Raw genomic sequence first — 15,536 nt, 5'->3', positions numbered from 1 at the left:
AACCCGGCCACTTTCCGTACGATTCGCTACGTACGATGGGGCGTTCCATTCTCGACAACGGTGAGGGCAGTGCGTTGAGCCACGACTGGACCGACAACCGCAAGAACCTGATGCTCTTCTCCGGCCGCGCGCATCCGGAGCTGGCCGAGCAGGTGGCAAAAGAGCTCGACGTCCACGTCACCGCTCAGACGGCGCGCGAGTTCGCCAACGGCGAGATCTTCGTGCGGTTCCACGAGTCGGTGCGCGGGTGCGACGCGTTCGTCCTGCAGTCGGCCCCGGCACCGGTCAATGACTGGCTGATGGAACAGCTGATCATGATCGACGCGCTCAAGCGCGGCAGCGCCAAACGGATCACCGCGGTCATGCCGTTCTACCCCTACGCCCGGCAGGACAAGAAGCATCGCGGCCGCGAACCGATCTCGGCGCGGCTGGTCGCCGACCTGCTCAAGACCGCGGGCGCCGACCGGATCGTGACCGTCGATCTGCACACCGACCAGATCCAGGGGTTCTTCGACGGGCCGGTAGACCACATGCGCGCCCAAAACCTGCTGACCGGCTACATCCGCGACAACTACCCCGACGGCAACATGGTGGTCGTCTCCCCCGACTCGGGCCGGGTGCGCATCGCCGAGAAGTGGGCCGACGCATTGGGTGGCGTTCCGCTCGCCTTCATCCACAAGACCCGCGACCCGCGGGTGCCCAACCAGGTGGTGTCCAACCGCGTGGTGGGCGAGGTGCAGGGCAGGACCTGTGTGCTCATCGACGACATGATCGACACCGGCGGCACCATCGCCGGCGCGGTGCAGCTGCTGCGCGACGACGGCGCCGCCGACGTCATCATCGCGGCCACCCACGGCGTGCTGTCCGACCCGGCCGCCCAGCGGCTCGCGGCGTCCGGCGCGCGGGAGGTGATCGTCACCAACACGCTGCCGATCGGCGAGGAGAAGCGCTTCCCCCAGCTCACCGTCTTGTCCATCGCGCCGCTGTTGGCCAGCACCATTCGCGCCGTCTTCGAAAACGGCTCCGTGACGGGGCTTTTCGACGGGGACGCCTAGATGGCTGCAAAGCCCGGCGAGGCTGTCATCTACCACAATCCCCGGTGCAGCACCTCCCGCAAGACGTTGGATCTGTTACGCGACAACGGCCTCGAGCCGACGATCGTCGAGTACCTGAAGACCCCGCCGTCGCGCGCCGAACTGGTGAAGATGATCAGCGACGCCGGGATCGACGTGCGCACCGCGGTGCGCAAGCGGGAACCGCTGTACGCCGAACTCGATCTCGCCGATGCGACCGACGACCAGTTGCTCGACGCCATGGCCGAACACCCGATCCTGATCGAGCGGCCGTTCGTCGTGACGACGAAGGGCACCCGGCTGGCCCGGCCGGTCGAGAAGGCCCGCGAGATTCTGTGAGACGCGCGTGTGCGGCCACGGCCATCGCGCTGACCCTGCCCGTGGCGGCTTGCGGGCCGAAAACGCCTGACTACCAATCGATCTGGTCGACAACCCCGACGACCACGACCACCACGACGAGGGTCGCCAAGCCCGTCCCGCTGTCGCAGTATCTGCAGAACATCGGCGTGACCGGACAGCAGGTCGCGCCGGGCAACCTGCCCGACCTGACGGTGTCGATCCCGACGCCCCCGGGCTGGACGGCGGCGCACAATCCGCACATCGCGCCCGAGACCGTGATGATCTCCAAGGGCGGCAAATACCCGACCGCGCGGCTGGTGGTGTTCGCGTTGCACGGCGATTTCGATCCGGCCCAGGTGATCCAGCACGGCAACGACGACGCCCAGCTGTTCGAGGACTTCAAGCAGCTGGATGCCTCGACGACGCCCTACAACGGCTTCCCCTCGTCGATGATCCAGGGCAGTTACGACCTGGACGGTACGCGGCTGCACAGCTTCAACCGGATCGTCATCGCCACCGGTTCGCCGCCCACCAAGCAGCGCTACCTGGTGCAGCTCACCATCACCGGGCTGGCCAACCAGGCCGTCGCGCAGTCGTCCGACATCGAGGCGATCATGCGGGGGTTCGTCGTCGCCGCGAAGTAAATGCCCTTGCGGTTCGCCGGGCGGTGAGCGAGCCCGATTAGGCTCGACAACCATGACCAACTGGACCGCCGCGGACCTGCCCTCATTCGCCGGGCGCACCGTCATCGTCACCGGCGCCAACAGCGGGCTGGGCGCGGTCACCGCCCGCGAGCTGGCGCGACGGGGCGCGACGCTCGTCATGGCGGTCCGCGACATCCGCAAGGGCGAGAAGGCCGCGCTGCAGATCAGGGGCTCCCACACCGGCCCGGTCGAGGTCCGCGCGCTCGACCTGCAAAACCTGTCGTCCGTGCGCGAATTCGCCGACGGGGTCGACAGCGTCGACGTGCTGATCAACAACGCGGGCATCATGGCCGCCCCGTACCAGCAGACCGTCGACGGCTTCGAGAGCCAGATCGGCACCAACCACCTCGGGCATTTCGCGCTCACCAACCTGCTGCTGCCCAAGCTCACCGATCGCGTGGTCACCGTGTCGTCGATGGCGCACTGGGCCGGCCGGATCAGCCTTGACGACCTGAACTGGAAGACGCGGCGGTACTCGCCGTGGCTGGCCTACAGCCAGTCCAAGCTCGCCAATCTGCTGTTCGCCAGCGAGCTGCAGCGACGCCTGGACGGGGCCGGTTCCACGCTGCGCGCGCTGGCCGCCCACCCCGGCTACTCGCACACCAACCTGCAGGGCGCCTCCGGCCGCAAGCTCGGCGACGCGATGATGTCGGCGGTCACCCGCGTAGTGGCCACCGACGCCGACTTCGGCGCCCGCCAGACGCTGTACGCGGCGTCGCAGGACCTGCCGGGCGACACGTTCGTCGGGCCGCGATTCGGGCAGACCGGCCGCACCCAACCGGTCCGGCGCAGCCGGCGGGCGCAAGACCCGGCGATGGCGGCGGCGCTGTGGGAGCTGTCCGAGCAGCTCACCGGCACCAAATTTCCGCTCTGAGGTGCGCATGCGCTAACCTGACCGGGCGTCACGGCGAGGGTTGCTGGCCAGCCAGCACCGTTATCGACGGAGACCGACGAACTGTCGCGACCCTGGCCGTGCCCCCACACTCAGGCACCGAGCACACAGGAGCGACACCATGGCCAAGTCCGCAGGCAACCAACTCACCGCGACGGTACGAACCGAGACCGGCAAGGGCGCGTCCCGCCGAGCCCGCCGCGAAGGCAGGATTCCCGCCGTGCTCTACGGCCACGGCGCCGAACCGCAGCACCTGGAGCTGCCCGGCCACGACTTCGCGGCCGTGCTGCGCCACACGGGCACCAACGCGGTGCTGACCCTGGACATCGACGGCACGGAACAGCTGGCGCTGACCAAGGCGCTCGACATCCACCCGATCCGCCGCACCATCCAGCACGCCGACCTTCTCGCGGTGCGCCGCGGCGAGAAGGTCGTCGTCGAGGTCAACGTCGTCGTCGAGGGCGACGCCGTCCCGGGCACCCTGGTCACCCAGGACACCAACACCATCGAGATCGAGGCCGACGCCATGTCGATTCCCGAGCAGCTGACCGTGTCGGTGGAGGACGCCGAACCGGGCACCCAGTTCACCGCCGGGCAGATCGCCCTGCCGCGCGGCGTCAACCTGATCTCCGACCCCGAGATGCTGGTGGTCAACGTGGTGACCGCGCCGACCGCCGAGGACCTCGAGGAAGAGGGCGCCGGCGCGGCCCCCGCCGCCGCGGAGGCCCCCGCGCAGGAGGAAGCCGGCGAGGCCGAGGCCCCCGCGGGCGAGTCCGAGTAGGCGGACCGCAACGTGGCCGAGCCGTTGCTGGTGGTCGGCCTGGGCAACCCCGGAGACAACTACGCGCGCACCCGGCACAACCTCGGGTTCATGGTCGCCGACCTGCTCGCCGACCGGTTGGGTTCGAAGTTCAAGGTGCACAAGCGGTCCGGGGCCGACGTGGTCAGCGGCCGACTGGCCGGGCACTCGGTACTGGTGGCCAAGCCGCGCTGCTACATGAACGAGTCCGGCCGGCAGGTGGGGCCGTTGGCGAAGTTCTATTCGGTGCCGCCGGCCGACATCGTCGTCGTCCACGACGACCTCGACCTCGACTTCGGCCGGATTCGGCTCAAGATCGACGGCGGCGAGGGCGGCCACAACGGGCTGCGGTCGGTGGCATCGGCGCTGGGCACCAAGGAGTTTCAGCGGGTCCGCATCGGCATCGGCCGGCCGCCGGGGCGCAAGGACCCGGCGGCGTTCGTGCTGGAGAACTTCTCCGCCGCCGAGCGCGGCGAGGTTCCCACCATCTGCGAGCAGGCCGCGGACGCCACCGAGTTACTCATCGAGCTGGGGCTGGAGCCCGCGCAGAACCAGGTGCACGCCTGGTAGGCGCCCGCCGTGGGGCGATCGATGCGGCGCGGCCTAGGTGACCAGGGTCGCGGAGTGCGAGCGACGCAGCTTGCCCGATGGTGTCTTCGGGATGGTGCCCGGCCCGAGCACCACCACGTTGCGCGGCCGCATGTCGACCTCGGCCACCACCTCGCGGGCGACCTGGTGCTCGATCCGGCGCACCTCGGCCGGGTCCTGCCAGGCGTTGGACTCGACGGCGACGGCGAACGTCTCCCGGGAGTGCCCGGCGTCGAGGCGCACCGCGACAGCGCACCCGGGCCGCACCCCCTCGACGCGGCCCGCGGCCCGCTCGATGTCGGTGGGATAGATGTTGCGGCCCGCCATGATGATGACGTCCTTGACGCGGCCGCACACCACGATGTGGCCCTCCTCGGTCAGGTAGCCGAGGTCGCCGGTGTCATACCAGCCGTTCTCGTCCTGCGCCGGGAGGAAGCCGCCCATGGTCAGGTAGCCGGGCGTCAGCGACTCCCCGCGCAGCTCGATCACCCCGACGCCGCGCGGCGGCATCACGTCGCCGTTCTCGTCGATGATGCGCGCCTCCAGGTCCTGCAGCAGCGGGCCGAGCGTGGCCAGCCGGCGTGTGTTGCCCTTGGTGGCGGGCACCGCCCGGCGCAGCGCGGCCAGCAGGTCGGCGTCGACCTCGTCGACGACCAGGCCGGCGTTGCACTCCGAGAACGACACGGCCAGCGTGGTCTCGGCCATGCCGTAGGCCGGCAGGATCGCCGACGGACGCAGGCCGAACGGCTTGCCCGCGTCGAGCAGGTCCTCGACGTCGGCGGGTTCGACGGGCTCGGCGCCCGACAGCGCGAACCGCAGGGTCGACAGGTCGAAGTCGCCGGGCTTGGCGTTGCGGCGCAGCCGCTTGGCGAGCAGCGCGTAGGCGAAGTTGGGCGCCGCGGTCATGGTGCCCTTGTACTTGTCGATGAGCTTGGCCCACAGCAGGGTGTCGCGCAGGAAGTCCATCGGCGTGACCTTGACCAGCTCCGCGCCGAAGTACATCGGGATGGTCAGGAAGCCGACCATGCCCATGTCGTGGAAGCAGGGCAGCCAGCTGACCATGACGTCCTTGTCGACGTCGTACTGCGCGCCGATGAACATCGCCTCGGCGTTGGAGTAGATGTTGCGGTGGGTGATCTGGACGGCCTTCGGAGATCCGGTGGAGCCGCTGGTCAGCTGCATCAACGCCAGGTCGTCCTCGCCGACCTCGACGGGGTCGATCGGATCCGCGGCCAGCAGGTCGGCGACGGTGAGGACCTTGATGCCCTTCTCCTCCAGCACGGGGACGGCCACCAGGAAGGGCTCGGAGACGACGACGGCCTTGGCCTCGATCATGCCGATGACGTTCATGGTGTCCTCGGCCCACACGGCCAGGTCGGTGCGCGGCGTGGGCTGGTGCAGCATCGTCAGGCTGGCGCCGCGCATCCACAGGCCCTGCGCCGTCGGGGCGATCTCCACCGGGAAGCCGGCCAGCACGCCCACCGCGTCGCCCAGCCCGATCCCGGCGGCGGCCAGGCCGCCCGCGATGTGGCGCGCGCGCTCGTGGACCTCGCCCCAGGTGTGGCGGACCGGCTCGTGGGGTTCACCGGTGACCATGCCCGTCGTCGCGTTGCGGGCATTGCGGTACATCTTCTCGGTAAACCTGCTCACACAAACCTCCTCGGTTCCGGCGCTCGCCACGACGCCCGGGATCTCATATTCCGCTCCCTGGGTAACGCTTGGGAGCAGGCACGCAAACACAGTCGGGCTGCAGTTAGGTCTCGAATCGGCGATGAGTAGAGGGCCCGGCATGCGGCCACCGGATCGGCGCCAATCGGGCCCCGGAAACGCCGGTGAGCCCGAATTATCAGTCGTCCGCCGGGGACCCCGGCGGACGACGAAGATAAGTGTTCTTGCTCAGCGCTACCCGTCACCGCGCATTATCTTAAGCTCCTCTTAGGGAACAGCCCAAACGAATGCGCGATTTGGGGGAATTTTCACACCTCGGTGGGGGCCGGCACCACGCGGGCACCGGCCACCGGCCCGCTCGCGACGCGCACCGTGCGGCAGACGCCCGCACCGGATACCTCGGTGCCGACGTCGACCGCCGAGGCCGCCGAGGAGCACAGGAAGGCGCACGTCGGGCCCGAGCCGGACACGATGCCCGCCAGGGCGCCGGCCTCGACCCCGGCGCGCAGGGTGCGGCGCAGTCGCGGATTCAGGCTTACCGCGGCGGCCTGCATCTCGTTGCCCAGCAAGGACGCCAGCTGCTGCGGGTCGCCCGCGGCCAGGGCCGCCAGCACCGGCCCGGGCCCGGCAAGCCGCGGCGGATCCCCGGCCTCCCGTAGCCGGTCCAGCTCGCTGAAGACCGCCGGCGTGAGCAGCTCGCCGTCGGCGAACGCCAGCACCCAGTGGAAGGTGTTGCGGGACAGCACGGTGGCCAGTTCCTCGCCGCGGCCGGTCCCCAGCGCGGTGCCACCGTGCAGCGCGAAGGGCACGTCACTGCCCAGCCGCGCGGCGAGCATCCGCAGGTCGCGGCGGGGCACGTTGAGCTCCCACAGCGAGTTCATGGCGACCAGCACGGCCGCGGCGTCGGCGCTGCCGCCGGCCATCCCGCCGGCCACCGGAATGGATTTGTCGATCATGATCGAGACGTCGGGCGCCCGGCCCACGTGCTCGGCCATGAGTTCGGCGGCCTGCCAGGCGAGGTTGCGCTCATCGGTGGGCAGCTTGTCGGCACCCTCCCCGACGACCTCGAGCGAGAGCACATCGGCGTTGCGGACCGTCACCTCGTCGAGCAGGGAGACGGCCTGAAACACGGTCGTCAGCTCGTGGTAGCCGTCCTCGCGGCGGTCGCCGACCGCAAGATACAGGTTGACCTTTCCGGGCACCCGGACGGTGACCGACCCGGTGGGCACCCACTGGGCGGCGGTGTTGCCGTCAGACATTGTCACCCACCGCAGCAGACTATCGCTGCGACCGGGCAACTACACGCAGCGCCGCCGCAGTCAGTTCGCGGACGGCTGCTGATCGGCCGCGGGCGCGGTACCGGACGCGGCCGATCGCCGCAACAGCCGCACGAAGTCGTCGATGGACAGCGTCTCGCCGCGACGGGCCGGGTCGATGCTGGCGGCCAGCAGCCGGTTCGCGGACTCGCTGCCCGAGCCGGCCCACTCCGCGAACGCGTTGCGGACCGTCTTGCGCCGCTGCGCGAACGCGATGTCCACCAAGTGGAACACCTGGCGCCGGAAGGCTTCGTCGGTGGGCCACTGCGAACTGGCGTAGCGGTCGATGCGAACCAGCCCCGAATAGACGCGCGGAATCGGCCAGAAAACCGTCGGCGACACCATGCCGCACCGCCGGACCGTTCCGAAGAAGCGGACCTTGACGCTGGGCACGCCGTAGTCCTTGCCGCCGGGCTCGGCGGCAAGGCGTTCGGCTACCTCCGCCTGCACCATCACGGTCACCGTCTTGATGGACGGAAACTCGGCGAGCAGGTGCAGCAGCGCGGGCACCGCCACGTTGTAGGGCAGGTTGGCCACGACCGCGTTGGGCTCGGCGGCCAGCTCGTCGGGGCGCAGGGTCAGCACGTCGCGGTTGAGCACGGTGAGCCGCTGGATCTCGCTGTGTGAGTGCTCGGCGACGGTCTGCGGCAGGCGGTCGGCCAGCACCGGGTCGATTTCGACGGCCGTGACGGTGGCGCCGCGGTCCAGCAAAGCCAGCGTCAGTGAGCCCAGGCCGGGGCCGACCTCGAGGACGTGATCGGTCCGGCCCACCCCGGCGGTCGAGACGATCCGGCGGACCGTGTTGGCGTCGTGGACGAAGTTCTGACCGAGGGATTTGCGTGGCCGAAAATCAAGTTCTTTGGCAAGCCGCCTGATCTCGGTCCGACCCAGCAGCCGGATGGTCAGCTCGCACCAGCTCTTCCGCTGCACACCGGCCAGGCGCCCCAGCCCTGGCGCTGCCGGGTCACCTCGGCGACCGCGATCTGCTCTTCCCGAGTTGCCAGGTCCGCGCGCGCGGCGAACCGCAGCCCGCCGTTGCGCTCCCAGGTGCCCTGGTCGAACTGCACACCGCCGTAGTAGCCGTTGCCGGTGTTGATCGCCCAGTTCCCGCCGGCCTCGCAACCCGCGATCGCGTCCCAGACGGATCCGTTGGTCACCGGCGGCACGTCGGTTCCGGGCTTGGTGCCGATCCGCACCACGGCCTCACGTGCCGGGGTGATCACGGTGTTGGCGATGGGCAACCGCCCGGTCTCGACGCCGTTGACGGTCGCCACGGCGAAGGTGACGTCCTGGGTGCCCGGGGCGCCCGGGTCCTCGACCACCTGGCGGCTCATGTTCATGTCCGGGTCCTCGACCCGGCGGGCGTTCGGCGGCAACGGCATCCGCTCGGTGACGCGCTGGATCCGGTTGCGGGTCACCTGGATTTCCATGCCGTCGACGATGGGCGACGACGCGCTGGGCACCGCCTGGTCGCCTTCGAGGAGCGGCGCGCCGGCGGCGCTCAGCAGCCCCGCGACATTGGGCGCGGGCAGATGGACCGTGCGGGCGGTGCCGCCGTCGGTGATGCGCACGGTCTTGGCGCTGACGACGGGCAGGGCCATCCCGGCCAGCGGGACCCGGCTGCCGCGGGAGGCCGCGGCCGGGGCGGTGTCGGTCATGGCGAGTTGGGCCAGCGCCTCGTCGACGGTGGATGCCGTCGTCCACACCTGTTTGGTGTCGCGGCCGTCCAGCGAGATCTGCAACGGCCGGCTGCGGCGCAACACGATGTTGGCGGCGTCGTGCACCGTGACGTCTCCGGCGGGGTACAGGTCGTCACGCTCGTCGACGGAGAAGCCGTTCTCCTGCACGATGTCGATCACCCGCGACTTCATCGTGGTGACCCGCATGGCGATTCCGTCGACGGTCAGCGTCACCGTCTTGCACGCGGAGACCGCGAATCCGCCCGCGAACGCCAGGACTACCAGGAGCCCTCCGACGACGAGCCGCAACATCGGCGACGGGTTCTGATGAAGTTTTGTTAATACAGTCAACGTGCGTCTATCCCGACCACAGCAAGCACCCCAACGACCTAATCAGCACCAAACGACAAATTAGGGCCCGCAGGCCCCACCCTTTCGATCACAAGACGGTAACGAACCGGCCAATGTTGAGCAACTCCTGCGCGACTTTGTGAACGCAATCGCGCAGTCCGCGGGTCAACCGGGAGGCAGTCCGTAGACCCGCCGGGCGTTGTTCGTGGAGGCCAGCGCCAGCTCTTCGGCGGGACGACCTACCAGTTCAGCGACCGCCCGGACAGTATAAGGAAGGCAGTACGGCTCGTTGGGCGACCCGCGGTAGGGATGCGGCGTCAGGAACGGCGCATCGGTCTCCACCAGCAGCTGCTGCAGCGGTATCAGCGGAACGGCTTCCCGCAGCTCGCGCGCGTTGCGGAAGCTCGCCGTCCCGGACAGGCTGAGCAACCACCCCGCGTCCACGCAGCGCCGGGCCGTCGCGGGGCCCGACGAGAAGCAGTGGAAGATCACCACGTCGGGGGCGCCCTCGGCCGCCAGTACGTCGAGGACCTCGGCGTCGGCCTCGCGGTTGTGGATCATCAGCGGTTTTCCGCACCGCTTGGCCAGGTCGATGTGCCAGGCGAAAGCGTCGCGCTGCGTGCCCGGCTGCGCGCACCCGTCGAGGCGCCCGGGCCAATACAGGTCCAGGCCGGTCTCGCCGACGGCCACCACCCGCGGATGCGCCGCCAGCCGCTCGATCTCGGTGCGTGCGTCGTCGTCCAGCGCGTCGGCGCGGGTGGGATGCAGTCCCACCGCGGCGTACACCCGCGGGTCCCAGTCGGCGGCCCGGGTCACCCAGCGCGCCGAATCCAGGTCGTCGGCGATGGTGACCACCACGCCCACCCCGACCGCCGCGGCGCGGTCGACGATGGCGCGCACACCCTCGGCGTCCCGGGCGCCGCACGCGTCCAGGTGGGTGTGGGCGTCGACCAGCGGAGCCAGCGGTTCGGGCGGGGGCGGCGCTTCTCGTTTACCAGACCGGTTGGAACTCACGGCCACACAATAGGGTGGACTCTCGATGAGGCCCTACTACGTCACCACGGCGATCACGTACCCCAACGGTGATCCGCACGTCGGGCATGCCTACGAATACATCGCCACCGACGCCATCGCCCGGTTCAAGCGCCTCGACGGGTTCGACGTGCGATTCCTGACCGGGACCGACGAGCACGGCCTCAAGATGGTCGAGACGGCGGCGGCGCAGGGCATTCCCACCGCCGAGCTGGCCCGGCGCAACTCCGACGCGTTCCAGCGCCTGCAGGAGAGGCTGAACATCTCCTTCGACCGGTTCATCCGCACCACCGACCCCGACCACCTTGAGGCCTCCAAGGCGATCTGGCGGCGGATGCAGGCCGCCGGCGACATCTACCTCGACACCTACTCGGGCTGGTATTCGGTGCGCGACGAACGGTTCTTCGTCGAATCCGAGACCGCGCTGGTCGACGGCACCCGGATCGCCGTCGAAACCGGTGCCCCGGTGACCTGGACCGAAGAGCAGACCTACTTCTTCCGGCTGTCGGCATACGCCGACAAGCTGCTGGCCCACTACGAAGCCAACCCGGATTTCATCGGGCCCGAGGTGCGCCGCAACGAGGTTGTCAGCTTCGTCTCCGGCGGGCTGCGCGACTTGTCCATCTCCCGCACCTCGTTCGACTGGGGTGTGCAGGTGCCCGAGCATCCCGATCACGTCATGTACGTCTGGGTCGACGCGCTCACCAATTACCTGACCGGCGTCGGCTATCCCGACACCGAATCCGAGCTGTTCCGCCGCTACTGGCCGGCCGACCTGCACATGATCGGCAAGGACATCATCCGGTTCCACACCGTGTACTGGCCGGCATTCCTGATGTCGGCCGGCATCGAACTGCCGCGCAGGGTGTTCGCCCACGGGTTCCTGCTCAACCGCGGGCAGAAGATGAGCAAGTCGGTGGGCAACATCGTCGACCCGGTCGCCCTGATCGACACGTTCGGCGTCGACCAGCTCCGCTACTTCCTGTTGCGGGAGGTGCCGTTCGGTCAGGACGGCAGCTACAGCGAAGACGCGATCATCGCCCGGATCAACGCCGATCTGGCCAACGAGCTCGGCAACCTGGCCCAGCGGTCGTTGTCCATGGTGGCCAAGAACCTGGGTGGGGTCGTCCCCGAACCGGGCGAGCTGACGGCCGCGGACGCGGATCTGTTGGCGACGGCCGACGGATTGCTGGACCGGGTGCGCGCCAGCTTCGACGGCCAAGCCATGCATCTGGCGTTGGAGGCGATCTGGCTGATGCTCGGCGAGGCGAACAGATACTTCTCGGCCCAACAGCCGTGGGTGTTGCGCAAGAGCGAGTCCGAGGCCGACCAGCTGCGGTTCCGCACGGTCCTCTATGTCACCTGCGAGGCGGTCCGCGTCGCCGCTCTGCTCGTCCAGCCGGTGATGCCCGACTCCGCCGGCAAGCTGCTCGACCTGCTCGGGCAGGCCGGGGACCGGCGGGCGTTCGACGCCGTCGCCGCGCGCCTGGCCCCCGGCACGAAGCTGCCGCCACCGGCCGGGGTGTTCCCCCGTTACCAGCCTCCCGAAGGCGAATGAGCCGCCGCGGACCCGCCGGCGAGGCGGCCGGAAAAGTAAGGGCCCGCGAAGCGCCGCATCAGCATCTGCGCAAAGGCCTCGTGTATTGCCTATGTTATGCGCCATAATCGGCCGGTGGAGCGACGACGTAATCGGCAACACGGGGACTCGCCGATGACGGCCTTGAAGCAGTTGCCGGCACTGGTTGTGCTAGAGCGGATCCCGATTCCCGTGCTGGCCATCGAGAATGACGGCCGCATCCTTTTTTCCAACGCCGCGTTCGCCGAGATGATGGGTTACGAGCCGGAGGAGGTCTTGTCGCTTCGGTTTCATGAGATCTTCCATCACGCGCCGGACTCGGATGTGTTATCGGTCGTTCATTCGCTGGCCAATATGGTTGTCGAATTGCAGCACAAGGACGGTTCGGTGGTGCGCGCCCTGATGAGCAAGTCGGCGGCGATGCGGGCCGACGACCAATTCGTCCTCGCGGCTTTCCAGGACCTGACCGAACAGCTCTGGAAGGAAGACCGCTAGCCGCGTCGTCCCGGGCGGCGCGGCAGGCCGCCGGAGACCAGCAACCGGAAGTGGCCGAAAGACGCATCGCTCGAGACCGCCAGCCGCGGCAACGCCAGCGGGTCGCAGCGGCGGTCGGCGAACCCCGGCCTGGTCGACAACGCCCAGCGGATGCCACGGTCGCGCAGCGCGCCCCTGGCGCGGTCGTCGAAGTCCTGCGGGCGACCGTTGGGATACGCGAAAACCCTTGGCCGGCGCCCGGTCTCGCGTTCGAGCGCAGCGCACGAATCGGCGATCTCGCGCTTCACCTTGTCGTCGTCGCAGCGGGCGAGGATCGGGTGGGTCACCGAGTGCGGATGCAGCGTCACCAGGCCGTCGCCGGCCATCGCGCGCGCCTCTTCCCAGGACAGCATCCGGAATGGGCCGCCGTCGCCGTCGTCGCGGTGCCCCAGCGCGCCCAGAACGTCGTCCAGCGCCCCGAGCCGGTCGGCGTCGGGCAGGCCTTTCAACCCCTCCACCGCGGCGGCATAGGCCTTCGCGCGGTGCGCGATGCCGACGAGGGAGTGCACGCCCAGTCCCAACGCGGTCAGATCGACCTCGGTCGCCGCGGTGCGGGCGATCGCCAGCCAGAGCCGGTCGGGCCACAACGTTTCGCCGCTTCCGATCGCGCCGGTCGCCAGGAACACCGCCGCGGGAAGTCCCAGTTCGCGCAGCACCGGGACCGCGCGCGTGGCGAGGTTGCGCGTGCCGTCGTCGAACGTGATCGCCACCGCACGGGGCGGCAACGTCCCGTCGGCGAGCCGCTCCAGAGCCTCCTCGAGCGGCAGGACATTGAAATGCCTGTGGAGATATGCGATTTGGCGGCGGTACAGCGCCGCGTCGAGCACGTGCCGGCAGGCCGGCGACAGCGGTTGGTCTTCGACCCCGTGGAACATCACGATGGCAAGCTTGTGGCGGTGTCGCGCCCGGGTGAACGCCGGAACGCCCACCGCGCAGAGCAGCACCGCCACGAGATTCCTGACTCGTGCCATCAGGCGCCGAAACCTAACGGCGCCGCCAGGATTCGCGCCGGACCCGCCAAACGATCACGCCTGCGCCGACGATGGCCACGGCGACCCAGCCCGCGCCGAACCACCACAGCCAGTCAGAGTCACCCGAGTGGCCCTGCGATCCCGCGGCCGGCCCGGCCGCGGGTGATTGCTCGACGGTGACCGGGTCCTGCCCGCCCGGGGCGGAGACCACCGCGACACCTTTGAGCCGTTGCCAGCGCTTGTTATCGCCGTTGAGCCAGCGGATCAGCTCGTCGAGCTGCCCGGGCGCCCCGTTGGACGTCGCCACCAACAGCGACCTGCCCCGGTTGAAAACCGTTTGGAGAGAGGCAAACCGAAGGCCGGGGTCGAGCATGAGCTTGGCGGGCTTGCCGTCGGATTCGACGGCGTTGACGGTGATCGGTCCGCTGGGCCCCGCGGACACCGGCAGCGTGACATTGGAGTGATTCCAGCCGTCGGCGGCGATCAATATCGCGGGATCCGACGAGTCGATCGCCTGTTGCACACCGGTGACCGTGGTGTAGAGCGGCACGGAGCTGATTCGCTGCAGGCCCACCACGAGGTTGACCGCCCGGACCGTGTCGCTCAACGAGTGGGGCTCGATGCCCACCTGCACCCGCGGCATCAGGGACTGCGGCACCGACTGGAAGCCGTCCGGCACCGGCGGGGCGGCCGGGCTGGTCTGAATCGTGCTGTCGCCGTTGATGTTCAACGTGAGGAGCTGGTTGCCGGGCCCGGCGGTGTAGAAGTCGCCGCAATGCCCGGTGTTGGCCGCAACGTCCAAGACCAGGTCGAGGCTGGTGTATCGCTGCAGGAGGCGATCGGGCACGTCGAGCCAGCGATCGATGGTGCCGTGGCCGTCGGTGGGCCAGTGATCGACGGTCTCCGGGCCGATCGTCACGGCGATCTGGCCGCCGATGTTGCCTGGGGTCGGGGTGTAGGACCCCTGCAGGTGCACGCGCACGTCGTGCACGGACCGCCCGAACTTGGTCTGGTCCAGTCCGATCGACACCCGCGGCTGCAGCGACGTGGCGTTGACGACCGGCTGCCCGAGTTCACGCAGCGTGACGGAGTTACCCAGTTGCTGCGGGCGCGGCTTCAATTGTTCCACCGCCGCCTTGGAAGACATGGCGAGCTGCGACACGTCGTTGAACAGCACGGCCGTGTTCGATTCGTCGGACTGCCCGAGCGGTCCCGACATCAGCAACCACGGCACCCCGGCGGGACCCTGAAGCGAAAGGCCGTTGTCGGGGCCCTCTTTGACGACGATCTGGCGTTCCAGCGATTGCGGCGGCCCCGGGGGCGCCGCCTGCCCGTCCGCCAGCGGGATCACGGCTATGTCGGGCGTCTGCCTGCCGTAGTGACTGGCCGCGGCCGCGGCCAGTTGGATCGCCGTGTCTGACTCGTTCGGCGACGGCGATTGCGGCAGATAGATGGACAGCTTTCGCAGCACCGGGGGCAGGAAATGGGCCACGGTGGTGGGCGGCAGTTCGACCCCGGTGTAGGTGATCGATCCGTTGGTCAGGCGCAGCGGGCTCTCCGGGTACAGGCAGTATCCGTCCAACGGCACCAGGTAGGAACGCACGGTCACCGACAGCCAGTTGTCGTTGATCTCCGCGCCCGCCAGCGGGATGACGATCGGCGTCTGATCGGCCGACGGCAGATTCAGTCGCGCGATGGTGCGCTCCCCCTGCGTCACGGTGAGCAACCCGGACCGCAGATTGATCGGCAGTTCGACGGTGGCGTTCAGCGCGGTCGGTGTCAGCCCGTGCAAGACCGGCACGGTCAGCTGCTGGCTGCTCGTCAGGCCCCAGAACTCCAGCATGGGGGCGGACCCGATGTCGGTCAGCGACAGGGTCGGCGAGTCCGCCGCCGTAACCGGGTCGCCGGGCGCGGCCCACGACGCCGGGGCGCTCATCACCAAAAATCCGGAGACGGCGGCCAGCGCCACCGCTTTGCCCAGACGTCTCGGGTACATCACCGGAACAGTATGCAT

15 protein-coding genes are annotated in these 15,536 nt (G+C 69.2%); 8 read left to right on the top strand and 7 right to left on the bottom strand.

The genetic code is table 11. From position 1 onward, the window contains the following. The first annotated feature begins 74 nt into the window (after positions 1–74). The 6 genes from U8D42_RS02440 (at position 75) to pth (ending at position 4,377) form a co-directional block, all read left to right on the top strand. Positions 75–1,055: a ribose-phosphate diphosphokinase gene (locus U8D42_RS02440; protein ID WP_085239710.1), complete on the top strand. Its 981-nt coding sequence runs from the start codon at positions 75–77 to the stop codon at positions 1,053–1,055. Then, positions 1,056–1,412 carry an arsenate reductase (glutaredoxin) gene (arsC, locus tag U8D42_RS02435; RefSeq protein WP_085239684.1) on the top strand — a complete coding sequence of 119 codons (357 nt, stop codon included), beginning with the start codon at positions 1,056–1,058 and terminating at the stop codon, positions 1,410–1,412. Continuing rightward, positions 1,409–2,056 carry an LpqN/LpqT family lipoprotein gene (locus U8D42_RS02430; RefSeq protein WP_322859361.1) on the top strand — a complete coding sequence of 216 codons (648 nt, stop codon included), beginning with the start codon at positions 1,409–1,411 and terminating at the stop codon, positions 2,054–2,056. The genes arsC and U8D42_RS02430 overlap by 4 nt, the downstream gene beginning before the upstream one ends. A 52-nt stretch (positions 2,057–2,108) precedes the next feature. Next, complete coding sequence (locus tag U8D42_RS02425; RefSeq protein WP_322859362.1) at positions 2,109–2,990, top strand: oxidoreductase; 882 nt, start codon at positions 2,109–2,111, stop codon at positions 2,988–2,990. Between the two features lie 139 nt (positions 2,991–3,129). Then, positions 3,130–3,789, top strand: coding sequence for a 50S ribosomal protein L25/general stress protein Ctc (locus tag U8D42_RS02420; protein WP_322859363.1), 660 nt, complete (start codon positions 3,130–3,132; stop codon positions 3,787–3,789). Positions 3,790–3,801: 12 nt separating this feature from the next. Then, a complete protein-coding gene (pth, locus tag U8D42_RS02415) occupies positions 3,802–4,377 on the top strand; it encodes an aminoacyl-tRNA hydrolase (protein WP_085239680.1) in 576 nt (191 codons plus the stop codon). Between the two features lie 33 nt (positions 4,378–4,410). On the opposite strand, the gene U8D42_RS02410 is transcribed toward pth, so the two are convergent. The 5 genes from U8D42_RS02410 to U8D42_RS02390 form a co-directional block, all read right to left on the bottom strand. Further along, positions 4,411–6,045 (bottom strand): fatty acyl-AMP ligase, encoded by a 1,635-nt coding sequence (locus U8D42_RS02410; protein WP_322859364.1) that lies wholly within the window; start codon positions 6,043–6,045, stop codon positions 4,411–4,413. Between the two features lie 326 nt (positions 6,046–6,371). Beyond that, positions 6,372–7,328: a 4-(cytidine 5'-diphospho)-2-C-methyl-D-erythritol kinase gene (locus U8D42_RS02405; RefSeq protein ID WP_208859285.1), complete on the bottom strand. Its 957-nt coding sequence runs from the start codon at positions 7,326–7,328 to the stop codon at positions 6,372–6,374. 54 nt (positions 7,329–7,382) lie between these two features. Further along, positions 7,383–8,318, bottom strand: a complete 936-nt coding sequence (gene rsmA, locus U8D42_RS02400; RefSeq protein WP_322859492.1) for a 16S rRNA (adenine(1518)-N(6)/adenine(1519)-N(6))-dimethyltransferase RsmA — start codon at positions 8,316–8,318, stop codon at positions 7,383–7,385. Further along, positions 8,282–9,409, bottom strand: a complete 1,128-nt coding sequence (locus U8D42_RS02395) for a resuscitation-promoting factor (protein WP_322859365.1) — start codon at positions 9,407–9,409, stop codon at positions 8,282–8,284. Before U8D42_RS02395 ends, rsmA begins: the two co-directional genes overlap by 37 nt. 165 nt (positions 9,410–9,574) lie before the next feature. Then, the gene (locus U8D42_RS02390) at positions 9,575–10,429 is read right to left on the bottom strand and encodes a TatD family hydrolase (protein WP_322859366.1); all 855 of its coding nucleotides are present in this window, start codon (positions 10,427–10,429) and stop codon (positions 9,575–9,577) included. A gap of 19 nt (positions 10,430–10,448) precedes the next feature. Between U8D42_RS02390 and metG the strand changes: the two genes are divergently transcribed. Together metG and U8D42_RS02380 are read left to right on the top strand one after the other, a co-directional pair. Further along, positions 10,449–11,999, top strand: a complete 1,551-nt coding sequence (gene metG, locus U8D42_RS02385; protein ID WP_322859367.1) for a methionine--tRNA ligase — start codon at positions 10,449–10,451, stop codon at positions 11,997–11,999. Positions 12,000–12,152: 153 nt separating this feature from the next. Beyond that, complete coding sequence (locus U8D42_RS02380) at positions 12,153–12,512, top strand: PAS domain S-box protein (RefSeq protein ID WP_085239674.1); 360 nt, start codon at positions 12,153–12,155, stop codon at positions 12,510–12,512. On the opposite strand, the gene U8D42_RS02375 is transcribed toward U8D42_RS02380, so the two are convergent. Then, positions 12,509–13,522: a polysaccharide deacetylase family protein gene (locus U8D42_RS02375; protein WP_322859368.1), complete on the bottom strand. Its 1,014-nt coding sequence runs from the start codon at positions 13,520–13,522 to the stop codon at positions 12,509–12,511. The genes U8D42_RS02380 and U8D42_RS02375 overlap by 4 nt on opposite strands. Positions 13,523–13,535: 13 nt before the next feature. After that, entirely contained in the window at positions 13,536–15,536 is a 2,001-nt protein-coding gene (locus tag U8D42_RS02370; protein WP_322859369.1) for a hypothetical protein, read from the bottom strand.

The sequence above is a fragment of the Mycobacterium europaeum genome (assembly GCF_034555895.2).
In the GTDB taxonomy this organism is placed as follows: domain Bacteria; phylum Actinomycetota; class Actinomycetes; order Mycobacteriales; family Mycobacteriaceae; genus Mycobacterium; species Mycobacterium europaeum.
Note: the sequence above shows the minus strand (reverse complement) of the source record. Positions and strands in the feature narration are given on the sequence as shown.

Bases quoted from the DNA above. Each gene is read 5' to 3' on its own strand.
- U8D42_RS02420 (WP_322859363.1), top strand. From the start codon at position 3,130: ATGGCCAAGTCCGCAGGCAACCAACTCACCGCGACGGTACGAACCGAG.
- U8D42_RS02380 (WP_085239674.1), top strand. From the start codon at position 12,153: ATGACGGCCTTGAAGCAGTTGCCGGCACTGGTTGTGCTAGAGCGGATC.
- U8D42_RS02425 (WP_322859362.1), top strand. From the start codon at position 2,109: ATGACCAACTGGACCGCCGCGGACCTGCCCTCATTCGCCGGGCGCACC.
- arsC (WP_085239684.1), top strand. From the start codon at position 1,056: ATGGCTGCAAAGCCCGGCGAGGCTGTCATCTACCACAATCCCCGGTGC.
- metG (WP_322859367.1), top strand. From the start codon at position 10,449: ATGAGGCCCTACTACGTCACCACGGCGATCACGTACCCCAACGGTGAT.
- U8D42_RS02370 (WP_322859369.1), bottom strand. From the start codon at position 15,536: ATGCATACTGTTCCGGTGATGTACCCGAGACGTCTGGGCAAAGCGGTG.
- U8D42_RS02375 (WP_322859368.1), bottom strand. From the start codon at position 13,522: ATGGCACGAGTCAGGAATCTCGTGGCGGTGCTGCTCTGCGCGGTGGGC.